10 protein-coding genes are annotated in these 17,190 nt (G+C 70.9%); 3 read left to right on the plus strand and 7 right to left on the minus strand.

Going from position 1 to position 17,190, the window contains the following annotated elements:
- Window positions 1–58 precede the first annotated feature (58 nt).
- Genes HA039_RS33565 through HA039_RS07160 form a run of 5 tightly spaced genes read right to left on the minus strand, consistent with a single transcriptional unit; the run spans window position 59 to window position 10,487 of the window.
- Complete coding sequence (locus HA039_RS33565; protein WP_208298558.1) at window positions 59–4,348, minus strand: hypothetical protein; 4,290 nt, start codon at window positions 4,346–4,348, stop codon at window positions 59–61.
- Window positions 4,332–5,210, minus strand: a complete 879-nt coding sequence (locus HA039_RS07145) for a carbohydrate ABC transporter permease (RefSeq protein ID WP_243869246.1) — start codon at window positions 5,208–5,210, stop codon at window positions 4,332–4,334. Before HA039_RS07145 ends, HA039_RS33565 begins: the two co-directional genes overlap by 17 nt.
- Window positions 5,207–6,190: a carbohydrate ABC transporter permease gene (locus HA039_RS07150; protein WP_167025453.1), complete on the minus strand. Its 984-nt coding sequence runs from the start codon at window positions 6,188–6,190 to the stop codon at window positions 5,207–5,209. The genes HA039_RS07145 and HA039_RS07150 overlap by 4 nt, the downstream gene beginning before the upstream one ends.
- Window positions 6,187–7,485 (minus strand): extracellular solute-binding protein, encoded by a 1,299-nt coding sequence (locus HA039_RS07155; protein WP_167025456.1) that lies wholly within the window; start codon window positions 7,483–7,485, stop codon window positions 6,187–6,189. The genes HA039_RS07150 and HA039_RS07155 overlap by 4 nt, the downstream gene beginning before the upstream one ends.
- Window positions 7,482–10,487, minus strand: a complete 3,006-nt coding sequence (locus HA039_RS07160) for an alpha-L-rhamnosidase (protein ID WP_167025459.1) — start codon at window positions 10,485–10,487, stop codon at window positions 7,482–7,484. Before HA039_RS07160 ends, HA039_RS07155 begins: the two co-directional genes overlap by 4 nt.
- A gap of 421 nt (window positions 10,488–10,908) precedes the next feature.
- Here HA039_RS07160 and HA039_RS07165 point away from each other — a divergent pair, with 421 nt between their 5' ends.
- Together HA039_RS07165 and HA039_RS07170 are read left to right on the plus strand one after the other, a co-directional pair.
- A complete protein-coding gene (locus tag HA039_RS07165; protein WP_167025463.1) occupies window positions 10,909–11,109 on the plus strand; it encodes a DUF4236 domain-containing protein in 201 nt (66 codons plus the stop codon).
- Between the two features lie 127 nt (window positions 11,110–11,236).
- Window positions 11,237–12,766, plus strand: coding sequence for a helix-turn-helix domain-containing protein (locus HA039_RS07170; RefSeq protein ID WP_167025466.1), 1,530 nt, complete (start codon window positions 11,237–11,239; stop codon window positions 12,764–12,766).
- A gap of 625 nt (window positions 12,767–13,391) precedes the next feature.
- On the opposite strand, the gene HA039_RS07175 is transcribed toward HA039_RS07170, so the two are convergent.
- Window positions 13,392–14,147, minus strand: coding sequence for an 8-oxoguanine DNA glycosylase OGG fold protein (locus HA039_RS07175; RefSeq protein ID WP_167025469.1), 756 nt, complete (start codon window positions 14,145–14,147; stop codon window positions 13,392–13,394).
- Window positions 14,148–14,529: 382 nt separating this feature from the next.
- Window positions 14,530–15,693, minus strand: coding sequence for a HEPN domain-containing protein (locus tag HA039_RS07180; RefSeq protein WP_167025472.1), 1,164 nt, complete (start codon window positions 15,691–15,693; stop codon window positions 14,530–14,532).
- Between the two features lie 408 nt (window positions 15,694–16,101).
- Here HA039_RS07180 and HA039_RS07185 point away from each other — a divergent pair, with 408 nt between their 5' ends.
- Complete coding sequence (locus HA039_RS07185) at window positions 16,102–17,160, plus strand: restriction endonuclease (RefSeq protein ID WP_167025475.1); 1,059 nt, start codon at window positions 16,102–16,104, stop codon at window positions 17,158–17,160.
- Window positions 17,161–17,190 lie beyond the last annotated feature (30 nt).

Here is a 17,190-nt window from a genome sequence, read left to right on the forward strand (position 1 = left end):
CGCGGCGGGTCTTGATCTGCGCGCGCCGGGTCTTGATCCTGCGCGCGGCGGGTCGTGATCAGCGCGCGCCCGGTCCTGGCCGGTCCGCGTGCGGTCCTGGGCGGGCGAGGAGTCGGACGGGGCCCATCAGGCCCGTGACCCGTTGGCCGGGGAAGACGAAGTGGGTGGGGCTGGTCGCGTCCAGGTGCGGGGCGAGGGTGCCGAGGACGGTGACCTCGACGGTGTGAGGGCCGGGGCCCGCCAGGTCCGTCACGTCGAACGTGTACGGGGAGCAGACCCGTACCCCCGCGGGCACCCCGTCGAACCGCACCTCGGCGGTGCCCCGCACCCGCCCGAGGTCGAGCACGACCCGTCCTCCGCCCCGCGCGCCGTCCGCGGGCAGGGTCACCTCGCGCGTGTAGCGCACTCCGCCGCTGTACTCGGCGAGGCCCTGGGCCTCCCAGTCGCCGGTACGGATCACTCCCGGGCCGACCACGCACCGTACGGGCCCGGCCAGCGCGGCGCCGCCCCGGCGGCCCGGCCCGGTCGCCAGCCGCAGGGCGAGGGTCCTGGGGGCGGACGGCGGGGCGGCGGAGGGTTCCCGGGCCAGGTCGACGGTCAGGGTGCGGACGCCGCCGGGGCCGTGGTCCGCTTCCCTCACCGGGTGTTCGCGGCCGTCGACGAAGACCCTGGTCCCTGCGGCGTACACGGACACGGTCAACTCCTTCACCCCCGAGGGGAGTTCGCACCACAGCCACCCCACCGCGCTCCGCTCGCCCGGAACGGCGGACCGGAGCGGCACGACCGTGCCGTCGTCGGCGTCCGCGTCGAGCCAGGCGGCGCCGGGCAGGGGGTGCGGCCTGCGGCGCAGGCACAGCGCGGCGGGGTCGCCGGACTGCTCACGGCACACGACGACGGGGACACGCGCGCCGGCCCGCTCGGACCACCAACCGCCGTCGCTGTGCAGGCCGGTGGCCCGGCCGTCGGCGTGGTCGAGGACCGCGTCGACCAGGACGGCGGGAGCGGGGGCCGCCGGGTCGGCCGGATCGACGGGGGCCGACTCCACGACGAGAGTGTTGTCGCCGACGCTCAGGGCCGGGGCGATGTCGTGCCGCCGCACCCTCGGGACGGTGTGGGCGGTGTAGGGGTCGAACCCGCCCTGCCTGCCGACGACATGGCCGTTGACCCGCAGGACGCAGGAGCCGTGGGACGCGATCTGGACGGTCGCCCGGGCGGGAACAGCGGTGAGGCGAACGGTCGTTGCCACCGCGCCCCGGCCGGCGGTCCCCGCGAGGATCCATTCGGGGCGGCGGTAACGGCGGGGGTCGTGGACGAGCGCGAAGTGCGCCCGCAGATCGGCGTCTTGATTAGGTGTCAGGTCGAGCTGGAGGAGATGCGGACCCGCCTGTGCCTGGAGCGGGCCAAGGGCCAGGTGACCGCTGTCGTCCAGGGCGACGGCCCGACCGTCGAGGCGGGCGGACTTGGCCGCGGCGGCACCCACGGCGAGGTGGCCGTCGAAGGCGCGGTCCAGGTGGAGTTCGGCCTCGACGCGGACGGTGGTGCCCCCGGCCGTCGGTCCGAGGTGCAGGAACTCCTCGGGGACGTGTCCCTTCGGGCCGAGCACGGCGCGGTGGACCGGGTCCTTGTGGATACCGAGGGCGTCGGACCAGACGAGCGGAGTACGGTCGCCGTCGGCGCCGACCACGACGGCACGCGGCCCGAAGGTGGCGTGCGCGGTCGCGTCCCGCGCGCTGTCCGGGTCGTCACGACGCGAGCGGGCCCATCCGTCGCGTACGCCGTCCTCGCCGGGCCCTTCCACCCGGTGGCGGAAAGTGCGGTACGTCGTGACGGGGGCGGGACCACCGCCGACCGGGCGAGCGAAGTCGCCCCAGGTGTTGTCGAGGGTGGGGACGAGGGCCATGTGCCAGGGCGCGTCGGGCGGAATCTCCACAAGAGTCCGCTCGTCCCCCTCCCGAGGAGGTCCGAGGTCCGCGGGGAGCACCTGAGTGCCGGCGCCCGATCCGACCGCCGTCGCCGGGAGGACGAGCAGCGCCGCCGGTCCCGTGTCGAAGGGGACCTCGACCTCCACGGACCGGGCGTCGGCGGCGGCCACCCGGACCGGCAGGGTGCGAGGCGCGCCGCCGAACGGGTCCAGCAGGACGGCAGGTCCCCCGGCGTCCCGTACCCGGACCCGGGCCGTACGGGCGTAGCGGGCCGGATCGAAGTCGTACCGGGCGTCGAGCCACCCGAGAGCCGCCCCGCGCTCGTCGGGAGCGGCGACGGCGGCCTGGGTCGCGCGCGGCGCTCCGGCGGTGAGGAACACCACGGTGGACCCGTCCACGCGCCGCCCGAGCGCGGGGACGGTGGCGCGCACAGCGGGAACGAAGGGGTCGGGCCCTTCGGGCGGCTGCGGCCCGAACGGCCCTGGTTCCGGCCCCGGTTCCGGATCCAGTTCAGGGAGCAGGCCGTGGAGTTCGGTGCGCAGGGCGTCCGTCGTGGGGAGGAAGAGCGCGCGGCCGTCCTTGAAGCAGGCGCGCATCTCCTCAAGAGCGGCCTCGCCCTCCGGGCCCAGGATCAGTTCGGGGACGGCGCCCAGGGCGATCAACCGGCCCCCCGCCGTGGCGAATTCGATCAGGCGGCGGGCCGTCTCCTCCTCCAGGACCGTGCACGCGGGCAGGACAACCGCCGCGTACGCCTCGTCCGCCATGTGGAGGCGGGCCTCGGGGGTGGCGGGGCCCGGTGGCCGGACCCGGGCCCCGGCCAGGGAGGCGTCGTCGACGACGTCCGCGTCCAGGCCGAGGCGGTCCAGGAGGCCGGGCCGGGTCCTGAACCAGGACATGTCGCCGACGAGTTCGAGGTACGTCGACTGGGCCCGTACCGCTTCCGCCGACACCCCGTCCAGCGCCGAGCCGGCCTGCGCGGTGGTGGTCGGCAGGAGGACCGCCACGTCGCAGAGGTGGCTGCCCAGGCTCAGGATCGCGCACAGCCGTGTCACGGCGTCGGCGAAGACGCGGTGGTGCCGCCAGTAGGGCTGGCGCCAGTCGGTGCCGGGCGGCGCCCACTCCCACCAGCCGCCCTTGGTCGTGTAGTAGACGGCGTGCGGGTTGTAGAGGGTCGCGCCGGCGCGGAGCCACGGCAGGAGCCAGTCGTACGTCTCCTCCAGCGTGCCGCCCCAGCCGGTGGAGTGGAACGCCTCGATCCAGGTGCGGGGCCTGCCGTAGAGGTGGGCGAGGGAGGAGTGGATCCGGGCATCGCCGTGGTGGTCGGACCCGGGGGCGGAGAACCAGCGGTGGGTACGGGCGTAGTCGGCGTACAACTCGACCCCGGCGACCGGGTGTCCGGCACGGGCGGGGTCCTGCTGGTCGCAGCCGACGAGGAGGCCGTGGCGCTCGTGCCAGGCGGCGAGGGGCCGGAAGAAGGCCTCCTCGGCGAGTTCGGCGCGGGTGAGGTGGTAGTCGCGGCGGGTGCGCAGGACGTCGGGGTCCGAGGTGCCGCCCTCGTCGTCGTACAGCGTGTCCAGGCGGGAGGCGAGGTCGTAGCCGCGCCGCCGCAGGAACGTGTCGGCGAAGTCGGCCGACCAGGTGGGCAGCGAGGGCAGTTCGTCCTGGAACGAGCCGACCACCACCGTCCCCAGCCGTTCGCCCAGGCGCCGTTCGAAGGTGCCGTGCACGGCGTCCAGGAGCGCGGCGCACGCGTCCGCGCCGAGGTAGTCGAAGCCCTGGGGCGTGTGGTGGTGGAGCGTCAGGAGCCAGCGGCCCGGGCCGTCCGGGGCCCGTACCACCACCGGACCCGGCGCGGGGAGAGGGCTCGGGATCGGGACGGGGATCGGGGGGCCCGTGGCCCGGCCCTCCTCGTCCACGGGTCGCGCGGTCGCCGCGAGCGGTTCGCCCGGTGCCGGCAGGCGCAGCTCTCCCCCGCCGTCGACCACGGCCCGCGCGCGGGCGAGGCGGCGGCCGGCGAACGCGGGGCGTCCGTCGACCAGCCGGGCCTGGATGTCCGCCCCGGAGAAGCCCAGTTGGTCGTAGAACCAGAGGCTGACCCCGAGCGCGCGGGCGTCGTCGCAGACCCCTTCGAGCAGCGTCCACCAGGCGTCGGAGAGGAACGGCGGGTCGTCGGCGTCGGAGCCGAACAGTGGCCCGGACGGTGCCAGGTTGAGCAGGACGAGCTGGAACACCCCGCCTTCCGCGAAGCGTTCGAGCTGCGCCCGCAGCCGCGCCCGGTCGAGCGGTTCGCCGCTCCACCACCAGATCGCGGTGGGTGAGAAGGCGCGCGGCGGGTCGGCCAGGATCTCCGCGACCCGCGCGGGGAGACCGGCGGGCGACGCGGGATCCGGTCCCGCGCCGCCCGCCCCCTCAGCCCTTGAGCCCACCCGCGAACCCCTTGATCACGAACCGCTGGAGCACCAGGAAGACCACCAGGATCGGCAGCGCCGCCAGGACGAGGCCGGCGAAGACGAGCCCGTAGTCGGACACGTACTGGCCGACGAACGAGAAGACACCGACGGGCACGGTCTCCTTGCCCGAACCGCCCAGGTAGAGCAGCGGGGTGAAGAAGTCGTTCCAGACGAAGACGGCGTTCAGGATGATGACGGTCCCGGTGATCGGCCGCAGCAGCGGGAAGACGATCCGGGTGAACGCCTGGCGGTGGTCGCAGCCGTCGATGAGCGCCGCCTGCGCGTAGTCGGGCGGCAGGGCGCGGATGAACCCGGTGTAGAGGAAGATCGTGAACGGCAGCTGGATGCCCGTGTAGAAGAGGACCATGCCGTGGTACGTCCCGAGCCAGCCCAGGTTGTCGACCAGTTTGTACAGCGGGATCATCCCGAGCTGGAAGGGCAGGACGATCCCCAGCAGGAACAGCACGTACAGCCCGTAGCCGAGGCCCGTCGCCCGGCGGGCCAGGTAGTAGGCGCCCGTCGAGCCGAGGACGATGAGCAGCAGCAGGCTGAAGCCGGTGATGATCGCGCTGTTGACGAGGGCGGAGGCGAGGGACGCGGACGTCCAGGCGTCGCCGAAGTTGCCGAGCGTGGGCGGGGCGGGCAGCGACAGGGGTGAGTCGGCGATCTGCTGGGGGTCCTTGAGGGCGAGGGTCAGCAGCGCGTACACCGGGAAGAGGAAGACGACCGCGACGACGGCCATGCCGAGTTCGAGGGCGTAGCTCCCGTACCGGGGGCGCCTCCTGCGCTTCTCCTCCGTCCGTCGTTCGGGCTTTCCCGCGAGCGTGGTGGTGGTCACGCGGTCACCTCCCGGGCGCGTAGGTAGCGGAGTTGGACCAGGGAGACGGCGGCGACGAACAGCGCGAGGACCAGCGCGACGGCGGTGCTGTAGCCGAACTTGCCGTAGACGAAGGCCTCTTTGTAGAGGACGGTCGACAGCGTCTCGCTGGACGTGCCGGGGCCGCCGTTGGTCGCGGCGTACACCTGGTCGAAGAGTTTCAGCCCGCCGATGGTCGACAGCATCAGGTTGATGGTGAGGGCGGGGGCGAGCAGCGGCCAGGTGACGTACCGGAAGCGCTGCCAGGTGCCCGCGCCGTCGATGCGGGCCGCTTCGTGGAGCTCGACGGGGACGCCCTGGAGGCCGGCGAGGAAGATGACCATCGAGTAGCCCGCGTACTGCCAGATCACCATCGCGGCGACGGACCACAGCGCGAGGGACGGGTTGCCCAGCCAGTCCTGGCGCAGGCCGCCGAGGCCGATCGCGCCGAGGATGCCGTTGAGTCCCGCACCGTTCTCCGGGTTGTAGACGTACTTCCAGAGGAACGCGACCATCACCGGGCTGACGACGGCGGGGGCGAAGAAGATGACCCGCAGCAGGGACCGGGAGCGGATGGTGGTGTTCACACCGAGCGCGAGGAGCAGGCCGATGGCGTTCTGGACGACGACGACCGCGACGGTGAGCATCAGTGTGTTGCCGACGGACTCCAGCGCGCGGTCGTCGTCCAGCAGGGTGCGGAAGTTGTCGAACCCGATGAAGGAGAAGCCGCCGATGCCGGACCAGTCGGTGAAGGCGTACACGACCCCGGCGAGGCTCGGGTAGAGGACGACGACGGCGTACACGACGAGGGCGGGGACGACGAACGCCCAGGGCGGTACGGTCTGGTCGCGGCGGACCCGTTTCCGGCGGGCCGGGTCCCGGCCGCCGGTCCCGGCGGTCGTACCGGCGGCGACCGGTGGTCTGCTCCCGTCCGAAGTGGTCGTCTCCGAGGGGGAGTTCACGAGTCCGCCCCGTAGGCCTTGTCCATCTGGCCGAGCGCTCCCTTGACGTCGGTCTTGCCCGCGAGCAGGTCCTGCACGGCCGCGAAGTGGGCGGGCTGGACCTCGGCGTTGGGCCAGCGCTGGTCCATGAAGGGGACGGCGCGGTTGCCGTCGACGATGGGCAGGAAGTCGGCCAGTATCGGGTCGATGGTGGTGGTGGAGTCCCGGGTGAGGGGGATCGCCGACACGGCGGCGGCCCACCGGTTGATGTTCTCCTGCTGTCCGAGGAACGCGATCAACGCCTTCGCCTTCTCCTGGTTGTCGGCCCGTGCGGCGACGCCGAGGCCGACGACGATCCCGGCGGGGATCCAGGCCTTCGCGGGGTCCTCACCGCCGGGGAAGGGGAACATGCCGAGGTCCTGGGGTGTCCGGGTGGCCTCGCGGTACATGGACAGCACGGCGGAGACCTGGACGGCCATCGCGGCCTTCCCGGCGGCGACCATCGAGGTCTGCTGCTCGAAGGTGGTGCCGTTGGGGTTGTCGTTGAAGAAGCCGCGGCGCTGGAGCTCCTGGTACTTGCCCATCGCGTCGGCCCAGCCCGAGTCGGCGAACGTGGTGCGTCCCGCGGCCATGTCGTCGTCGAAGCGGGGGTTGTCCGCGTAAACGGCGTTGGGCACCAGCGCGTACGTGATCAGCTGGGTGACCCAGGGGGTCTGGGCGCCGAGGGCGAGGGGGACGATGCCCTTGGCCTTCAACTTGGCGCAGACGGTGAGCAGTTCGCTCCAGGTGCGGGGCGGGGAGACCCTGGCCTCGGCGAAAGCCTTCTTGTTGTAGATCGCGCCGATGAGGCTGCTGCCCGCCGAGTAGAGGTACGTCTTGCCGTCGTTGCGGTACGCGGCGTCGAAGCCCGCCGGGATGCCCTTGGTCCACGCCTGGTCGGAGAGGTCGGTGAGCAGGCCGCCCTTCGCCAGCTCGACCATGGACATCGCGCTGCCGCTGCCGGGGAACAGGACGTGCACGTCAGGGGCGTTGCCGCCGGCGAGCTGGGTCCGTACGACGGTCTGGACCTGGTCGGTGGGGGCGTAGGAGGTGGAGAACGTGGTGTCCGGGTGGCTCTTGCGGTAGACGGGCAGCAGTTCGTCGAGGGGCTTCTGCTGGTCGGTGACGCCGACGATCCGTACCGTGCCGGAGTCCGATCCCGAGCAGGCCGCGAGGCCGGGGAGCGCGGCAGCGGCGGCGGCCCCGCCACCGATGCGGAGGAATCCCCGGCGGCTGACCGTACGCCGGGCGAAGGGGCCGCGGGAGCCGGTGCTCATGGTGTGTCCTCCTCGTGGGTGCCGGCGAACGAGGCCGCCGCCGGGCTCGGTCGGCGCCGGTCCTGGCGGAGCGCGTGCGGGAGCCGGGCCGTCGGGGACGTGTCGGTGTCGGTGTACACACTGGTGAAGCGGTACGTGCCGGAGGCGACCCGGCACAGGACGTGGTCGTGGGCGGTGGCGAGCGGGATGAGGTGCGGGCCGTCCTCGATCCGGGTGTCCGACTCGCGGACCGACGCGGGGTCGGTGGTGGGGACGCGGACGTCGGCGGTGACGCCGGGCGGCACCTGGACGCGCAGCTCGAAGCGGTCGTCCTCGCGGGTCCAGCGGACCTGGACCTCGCCGCGCACCGACTCGTACCGGGCGCCGGCGTGGGTGAGCCCGCCGGGGTGGGGGCGGACGCGCAGGTGCCGGTAGCCGGTGGAGTCCGGGTGCTGGTCGAGGCCCGCGACGCCGCGGTAGAGCCATTCGCCGACGGAGCCGAGCGCGTAGTGGTTGAAGGAGTTCATGGAGGCCGCCTGGAAGCCGCCGTCGGGGGTCCAGCCGTCCCAGCGTTCCCACACGGTCGTGGCGCCGTGGCGCAGCGGGAAGAGCCAGGAGGGGTGTTCCGTACGGCGCAGGAGCGCGTGCGCGAGGTCGGCCCTGCCGTACGCGTCGAGGACGGGCGCGGCGAGGGCGACGCCGAGGAAGCCGGTGGTGAGGGCGGGTCCGGCCTTCTCGATCAGTTCGGCGAGGCGGCGGGCGGCGGCGTCGGCGAGGTCGTCGGGGAGCAGTTCGAAGGCGAGGGCGACGAGGTAGCCGGTCTGGGTGTCGCCCTCGATGCGCAGGGAGAGCGCGCCGGTGGAGGTGCCGTCCGTGGAGGTCCCGTCCGTGGAGGTGCGGTCCGGGTCGGTGCCGTCCGGGTCGGTCCTCCCGGCGGAGGTCCCGTCCGGGCCGGGCCGGTCGGTGGTGACGAACCGCTCGGCGAACACCGCGCTGATGGCGTCGGCCAGCTCCCCGTACCGCCGTGCGGTCTCCCGCTCCCCCACCACACCCGCGGCCAGGGAGGTGATCCTCGCGCTGTGCGCGAAGTAGGCGGTGGCGATGACGTCGCGCGGGGTGGGGGTGCCGGGGGCGAGCCAGTCGGAGAAGTGCGGCCCGACCCTCTTCCGCCAGACCAGGTCCGGGTTGTGACGGTGGATCAGGTCGACCCAGGCGCACATCCCGGCGAGGGCGCGGGAGAGGAAGCGGGGGTCTCCGTACGTACGGTGGAGGTGCCACGGGATGATCACCCCGGCGTCTCCCCAGCCCGGCGCCCCCTCGTCGTCCACCCCGGCGAGGCGCGGGGCGACGTTGGTGAATCCGCCGTCGGGGGTGCGCGCGTCGTCCACGTCCCGCAGCCACTTGGTGAAGAACGCGGCGACGTCGGCGTTGAGGGCGGCGGTGGGCAGGAACACCTGGGCGTCGGCGAGCCACCCGAGGCGTTCGTCGCGCTGGGGGCAGTCGGTGGGGACGCTGACGAAGTTGGAGCGCTGTCCCCAGGAGACGCAGTCGTGCAGGCGCCGGATGTCGGGGTCCGAGCAGTCGAACGCGCCGGCCCACGGGGTGTCGCTGTGCAGGACGACGGCGACGACGTCGGACGGGTCGAGGTCGGGGAGTCCGTTGATCTCGGCGTAGCGGAAGCCGTGGTAGGTGAAGCGGGGTTCGAACATCACGTGCGGGCGGCCGTCGCCGACGAGGACGTCGGTCGCGGCGGCCGTCCTGAGGTTCGCGGTGTACAACCGGTCGGTTCCGTCGAGGACTTCGGCGTGCCGGACGACGACGCGCTCGCCGGGAGCGAGGGCGGGGACGTGGAGCCGTACCCGCCCCGCGAGGTTCTGGCCGAAGTCGACGAGGTGCACGCCGGGGGCGACGCGGGTGACCGTGCGCGGGAGCAGGGTGGCGGTGGCCCTGACCGGCTCGTCGGGCGAGGCGACGAGCAGCCGGTGGCCGGTGTCGGTGACCGTGGCGGGCGACCAGGCCGAGTCGTCGAACCCGGGCCGGTCCCAGCCGTCGGCCGCGAACCGCAGGTCGTGGCACTCGCCCATGAGCAGGTCGGCGTGGCGGACGGCGCCGGTGGCGGTGCGCCAGGTGTCGTCGGTGACGACCTTGGTCGTACGGCCGTCGGCGCCGGTGAGGTGCAGTTCGGCGATCAGTTGGGGGAACGTGCCGTAGTGGGCGCCGGCCCGGCGTGGTTCGAAGCCGACGAACCCGCTCCACCAGCCGTCGGCGAGGGTCGCGGCGAGGACGTTCTCGCCGGGGCGGACCAGGTCGGTGACGTCGTAGGTCTGGTACTGGACGCGGTGGTGGTAGTCGGTCCAGCCGGGGGCGAGTTCGGCGTCGCCGACGCGGGCGCCGTTGATCCGGACCTCGTACAGGCCGCGCGCGCTGACGTAGAGGCGGGCGCGGGCCGGGGGCGACGCGGTGAACGCGCGGCGCAGGGTGGGGCAGGGGGCGAGGCCGTGGTGGTCGAGGGCGACGACGCCCTCGGTGGGGGCGTCCACGACGTCCACGGGCCGGGGGTCGTGGGCGATCCAGGAGGCGGTCCACGCGTGGTCGTCGGTCATCGCGGTCTCGAACCACGACGTGTCCTCGGCGGGCGGGGGTACGGGCGAGGTCCCGCCCGGCCAGACGGTGACCCGCCAGTGGTAGCGCGTACGGGCCGTCAGGGCGGGCCCGGCGTAGACCACTCCGACGGCGTCGGGGTCCTCGACCCGCCCGGTGTCCCAGAGCGGCCGGCCGCCGTCGGCCAGGTCGCGGGGGTGCTCGGCGACCCTGACCCGGTAGGCGACGGGGTCGTCGCCGCGCCGGTCGGACGCCAGCCGCCACGACAGCAGGGGCGCCGGCTGGTCCGTACCGAGCGGGGTGGTGCGGTGGTCGCACCGCAGCGCGTACGGGCGCAGGGCGGCCGGCGGGGCGGGTGACGGGTCGGGCGCCGGGTCGGCGGGTCGCGGGGTCCGTGCGTCCGCTGCCGGGGAACCGGACACGAGCACGTCCTTCCTTAGCGCCGCGACGGCGCACACGACCACGTCGGGATGTGAAATCTAACGTGAATTCCGTGGCGTGGAGACTATGAGCCGCCCCTGGGGGTGTCAAGGGTGCTGACCAGGTGTCAACTCACCACCGCATAACGGCTCTGAACGTCCCATACGGACACACGCGCCAGGCGCGGCGCGCCGTCACGGCACCCAAGGTGTGATTACCACACGGGAAAACGTGAAATGCCGGAGGCGGCGGCCGGTGACGCGACGTCACCCCGCGGAAGTTCCGGCCGCGTCGGGGTGGCATGCATCGGCGCGGACGGGACACACGGACACCGAGACCGAGACCGAGACACGAGCAACGACGCAGACCCAGCCAGACCCAGACCCAGACCCAGCCAGAGTCCGAGACCGAGGAGGCGGCACGATGCCGATCACATTCCGCAAGAGCTTCCGGATCCTGCCGGGGGTGCGGCTCAACATCAACCGCCGCTCCTGGTCCGTCACCACCGGCGGCGGCAAGCACGGGCCCCGGCACACGTCGAGCAGCACGGGGCGCAGGACGACCTCGATGGACCTGCCGGGCCCCTTCGGCTGGCGCAAGACCACGCGGACCAAGAAGAGCTGACTCGTCCGGCGGCACCCCGGTGGCGGGGCGGGGCCGGGGCGGCGACCATCGGACATGCACCTGGTGCATCACTCCAACGGCCCACCCCGGCCCCCTTCCTATCTCACAGCTGATATAGCCTGCCTCCATGGCAGACGACTACCTCGTACGCATCGGCAAGCTCATCCGCGTCGCCCGGCAACACAGGGGCTGGACCCAGACCCAGCTCGCCGAAGCACTGGCCACCAGCCAGAGCGCCGTGAACCGCATCGAGCGTGGCAACCAGAACATCAGCCTTGAGATGATCGCCCGCATCGGTGAGGCGCTCGACAGCGAGATCGTGTCGCTCGGGTACGCCGGGCCGATGCACCTGCGGGTCGTGGGCGGCCGCCGCCTGTCCGGCGCCATCGACGTCAAGACGAGCAAGAACGCCTGCGTGGCGCTGCTCTGCGGTTCGCTCCTCAACAAGGGCCGTACGGTCCTGCGCCGGGTGGCCAGGATCGAGGAGGTCTTCCGGCTGCTGGAGGTGCTCAACTCCATCGGGGTGCGTACCCGCTGGATCAACGACGGCGTGGACCTGGAGATCGTGCCCGCCGCCGAGCTGGACATGGAGGCGATCGACGCCGAGGCGGCCCGCCGTACCCGCTCCATCATCATGTTCCTCGGCCCACTGCTGCACCGCCTGGACACCTTCCGGCTGCCGTACGCGGGCGGTTGCGACCTCGGTACGCGCACGATCGAGCCACACATGATCGCGCTGCGCCGCTTCGGACTCGACATCGCCGCGACCGAGGGGCTCTACCACGCGCAGGTCGACCGTTCGGTGGCACCGGACCGCCCGATCGTCCTGACCGAGCGCGGTGACACGGTCACCGAGAACGCCCTGCTGGCCGCCGCCCGCCACGACGGGACGACCGTCATCCGCAACGCCTCCTCCAACTACATGGTCCAGGACCTGTGCTTCTTCCTGGAGGCGCTGGGCGTACGGGTCGACGGCATCGGTACGACCACCCTCACCGTGCACGGCACACCGAACATCGACGTGGACGTCGACTACTCCCCCTCCGAGGACCCGGTCGAGGCGATGAGCCTCATCGCGGCGGCGGTGGTGACCGAGTCGCGGCTGACGATCCGCCGTGTCCCGATCGAGTTCCTGGAGATCGAGCTCGCGGTGCTGGAGGAGATGGGCCTCGACCACGACCGTACGGCGGAGTACGCGGCGGACAACGGCCGTACGCGCCTGGTCGACCTGACCGTACGGCCCTCCAAGCTGGAGGCGCCCATCGACAAGATCCACCCGATGCCGTTCCCCGGCCTGAACATCGACAACGTGCCGTTCTTCGCCGCCATCGCGGCGGTGGCGCAGGGCAAGACGCTGATCCACGACTGGGTGTACGACAACCGCGCGATCTACCTCACGGACCTCAACCGCCTCGGCGGCCGCCTCCAACTCCTCGACCCGCACCGGGTCCTGGTGGAGGGCCCGACCCGCTGGCGCGCCGCCGAGATGATGTGCCCCCCGGCACTGCGCCCCGCGGTGGTGGTGCTCCTGGCGATGATGGCCGCGGAGGGCACCTCGGTCCTGCGCAACGTCTACGTCATCAACCGCGGCTACGAGGACCTGGCGGAACGCCTCAACTCGGTGGGCGCCCAGATCGAGATCTTCCGCGACATCTGATCCGGCGCAATGTCGTGCCCCTTGGAGGCAAGGGGCACGACACCTCAACATGCCAGCTGACCTGCGAGTACTCACCTTCACAACCCTCCATTGATCACTGTTGTTTTTCAGCGCCTTGTGCAACGCACGTGCAAGATGATCTTGCATGGTTGACGGTGCGTCAGATATGTCTGAGTACCCGTCAGTCTGCACGAAGAGTTGTCGTCGAAGTGGCCTAGCAACGTCCGAGGAGCGGCGGTGACGGCGGCGTCCCACGTCCCCGTCGGTGACCGGCAAGTGCGGTTCGTGTTGATGCAGTCGCCGCCCACGAAGTATCGGCCCATGTTCAATCCGCACCTGGACCCGTTGGTCGCGGCGATCCGTGCGGCTCGGCCGGACGTCGGTGCAGCCGTCCCCGCGCGGCAGCCCGCCAGGCGTCCTGCTGAGGCGGGCCGGACGCCTACCCCGACATAGCCACGGCCCCGATCTGCGGGTTCCGGCGATTGGTCCCCTACACCACCTGGCGGGACCATCTCCAAGGTGGACGGTCATCGTCTGCTGACGTTCGAGGCCTCGGGACTTGGCTGCGGCCATGGGCAAGCACCTGAACCAAGCGGGCCTCAGAAGGTGAACACCGGCGATACGGCTATTCCAGGTCCCAAACGGCGCTGAAGAGGGCCAGCTCGAGCACGTCTGGGGCTGCGGGCCAGTCGATCGACGCGGCCGCGAGTCGCTCGTTGGCGGCGTACATCCACCGGAGGTAGACGTCGTAACGGTGGGAGCTCCAGCCGCTGTCGCGCCAGATCCACTTGGCGATCGCCTCGGACCACTCGTAGCCATCCGCACGTCCAACCTTCGTGGCGTGCCTGCGCAGGATCCCGGCGAGCACGCTGTCGAGGATCAGGGGACGTGGGCCCTTCACGTCTGGCAGCGCCTGGCCCGCGAAGTAAAGGAATTTGGTGAGGAACGCCGGCCCGAGGCCATCGAGAGTGTGTAGCACCTCGTAGGCTGCGACCGCGCCCTCGTCGACGAGCAGGGACACCGCCTCGGTGAGGACGGCCTCAGCGCTGGGCTGGGCGAGCACCTGACGAGTGCGGTACGGACCGTAGCCCGTAACACCGTAGCCCCACACCTGCGTGGCCACGAACGCCTCTGCCCAGCTCTCGGACTGCTCCGCGGCCCGGACCGCGGCCACGACTTCGGCTCGGCTCACCGAGGCCGAATCGGCCGCCGCCCGGTCGGCGAAGGCGGTGGGCCAGGGTGTTACGGCCATCCAGGTGGATGGCGCGTACGGGATGGTGTGAGGGCCACTTCCGTTCGCGTACCGCTGGCCGCGCTCCGGGTCGGCTAGCCACTGCCCCAGTGACTCCACCGCGCTCATCGGCAGCAGCAGTTCGAGCATCGTCTCATCGAGCTTGTCCGCCTGCCTCTGGCCGTACCTCATGACTATCGTCGCCCCCCATCTCCTCATGTGACGCGTTATAGTGGCATGTAGCGGTGACTGAGGCGCCACGCCGACCCTCGACTGCTGGCTTTGCACCGCTTCCCGCTACTGCGGTCACTAGGGTCGGGTCTGCTGCAAGGTTGGGTGACAGGTTTGGCCTGCCCCATGTCTCGGGTTCCAGTTCTGGTGGCTACCTGAAAGCCCTTCGCGGAAGGCTGGCAGTCATGCCTCGCCCCTATCCTCAAGAGTTCCGGGCGCGTGCCATCGCACTGGTCCGCGCCGGCAAGCAGGCCAAGCAGACTGCCGCGAGGCCGTAACCGTAGGGGCACACTGACTGCCCCTACGTGGCTCGAAGCCGCTGTGCGTCCGAGGGCAGCAGGGCAGGAGAAGCCGCGTCGAAGAACGCGCGCAACGGCTCCATCACCACGGCAGCGCGGGCGGTGTCTGACAGCAAGGTCTTGTCCAACTCCAGCGGCAGATCCAGCCCGGTCGGCACTGTGGTGACCAGCCAACGCAGCATGACGCCGTGCGCGACGCGGCGCAGCATCTCCAGCTCCTTCGCATCGATGTCACGCGTGTCGTCTCCGTGGGCGTACTTCGAGCGGCGCGCGTACGCCCTGCCAACCACCTCGGCGACCTCAAGGCGCAGCGCATCGGTCATCCACAAAGCCGCGGCCCGCTGCTTCACCTTGCGGCTGAGATCGGTTTGCCCTGCGTCCGCCAGAAGCGCCTCCATGGCGATCACGTGGTGCAGCGTGACCTCGTCTGCGTCCTCCTCCCACACGAAATCATTGCCGTAGGTGCGGTGGGCGGCCCGCAGGAGGTGCTCGGCGGCGCGCTGCAGGCGCCGTGTCCGAGTCTTGGCCTTCTTGTTCTTCTCGTTGGCGCCCTCGAGCACCGCGCCGATCAAGCCGTCGACGGCCGCGCAGAAAGCGCCGAGCCGGGAAATGTCCCGACCCGTCAGCCGCCACAGCCCCGTCTCTCGCCGTTCGTACTCGATCTCCTGACCGTCGCCGGTGGCATAGATGTCCGGGACCACCGGCACAGAGCGGGCGTACAGATCCGCGCACCGTCCCGGCTCGACGATGAACCAGGCATTCATTCTGATGACATCATCGCTCCACAGCAGCATGGGCAGTAGCGGACGCCAGTGGTGGAGTTCGGGACATGACGGCATCTCCAGAAGTGGAAACCGGTGACCGCTGCGCAGGGGCCGATCCGGGACCACCCGCCGAAGGAACGGAGCGCCCTTGAGGACGGACGCGTTCTGCCAGCTGGCCGGAGCTGACGGCATCACGGCGTACATGGGCGGCAGCAGCTGCTTCGTCTCCTCATCCGAAAGCGCTTCCAGCACATACTCGCCGATCTCAATCCGCGTGCCAGCTGGGATCTCCCCGTCGAGAAGCAGCCAGTCCTCCGAGGAAGGCAGCGAGGCACGACAGAACCTACCGAACTCCGCCACCGCCCGGTCCAGATCGACGTCCTGGCCGCGCGCGACGGGCATCGGCGATGAGCCCCAACCCACTCAGCCCCAGCAGCATCTCGTTACGAAGACGATGATCCTTGGAATAGAGATCGGGACGCCGTTCCTCAGGTGCAAGCGCAACGACACTGGCGGTGACCCGTGACCAGCTGGCAAGAGCACTCAGCGGCCGCCAATCCCCCACGTACGATCCAGCCGACCCGGGCGCGCGTATGTCGGCGAACCAAGCCATCAACTCAGCTGCGAAGGGCGGCAGTTAATCAGAGTCCATACACCCAAGCGTATCGATTTGCTGGGTAGGGCTACGGCGGTGCGAGAGCGACCGAGTGGATCACAGGGCTCTGAGTTGATCGTTGAGGAGCCAGTGCATTGGTCGGTGAGATGATCGCCTTCGGCTGTGTGACCAGCTCATAGATGGGGGCGGCAACAATGCTCAAGGACTCCTCACTGAGGGGCTACTTACTGGAAGAGTCGCTGGCCTGGCTGCTGCGCTTCGGCGGCTACCGGCTTCTCGTCCACGAAGATCAAGATCCGGTGGAGTTGGTGACGGAGGGCCAGACTCTACGGGTCCGAGGGCGGGGCGCGCTCCACCAGGTCGACGTTCTGGGGGAGTTCGCCTTCACCCCGGCGTTCTCCATGCCGGTGCGGCTGTTTCTGGAAGCCAAGTACTACCAGACACGCTGCGAGCTGGAGGTTGTCCGGAACGCCCACGGTGTTGTGCACGACGTGAACGAGAACTTCATGACGGGGGCCGGGACGCGGCCCCGGCAGCGATACAAGTACTCGTATGCCTTGTTTTCCGCGAGCGGGTTCACGGCCGACGCCCAGAAGTACGCGCTCGCCCACCAGATCTCTCTCGTGGATCTGTCGGGTGCCTCCTTCGCCTGGCTGCTTGGCCACATCGGAGCCACGGCAACGAGCCTGTGCACGGCGCAGCAGCATCTGTCGAAGTCCGCCCCCTTCCCGCTGAATTGGATGCGATCGGAGCTGCGCAAGGCGCTGGGGACATCCCCGCTGGAGCTGCCACCTGTCCACATCCCCGAGGGGAAGTTCAAACAGACCGCTGGCACCGTGATTGAGGACTTCGCCACAGTGCTGCGGCAGCACAGCGACGCGGAGCTACTCCTCGGTTTCCCGGCTGCGCCATTCATCCTGCCGCTCGCCGCCGATGATCACCGAGGGTTCCTGGAGTACGCCGAGGCGAAGCCCGACCATGCAGTGCGGATCAGACGACGGGGCGTAGGAGCCGCGGCGGAATGGACGCTCTCACCCGCAGACGCGGTCGGCGCCTACGAACTCGCCTTCAAGCTCCCAGAGCACATCGAGGAGTGGATCAGCGGCATCGGAGAGAAGGAGCGCTACCGCACCGCGGAGGTAAAAAAGCAGTTCCTGTCGGCGATCACCCTCTACCGCATGAACGGCACCGGCGTACGCGCCTACCAGCTGCGCTATGAGGCGAGTTCCTTGTCCCGGGCCGGGGCCCCGTAGGCAATTCCGGCCCGGGAGTGCCGTACGGCG

The organism is Streptomyces liangshanensis, from assembly GCF_011694815.1.
GTDB lineage: Bacteria > Actinomycetota > Actinomycetes > Streptomycetales > Streptomycetaceae > Streptomyces > Streptomyces liangshanensis.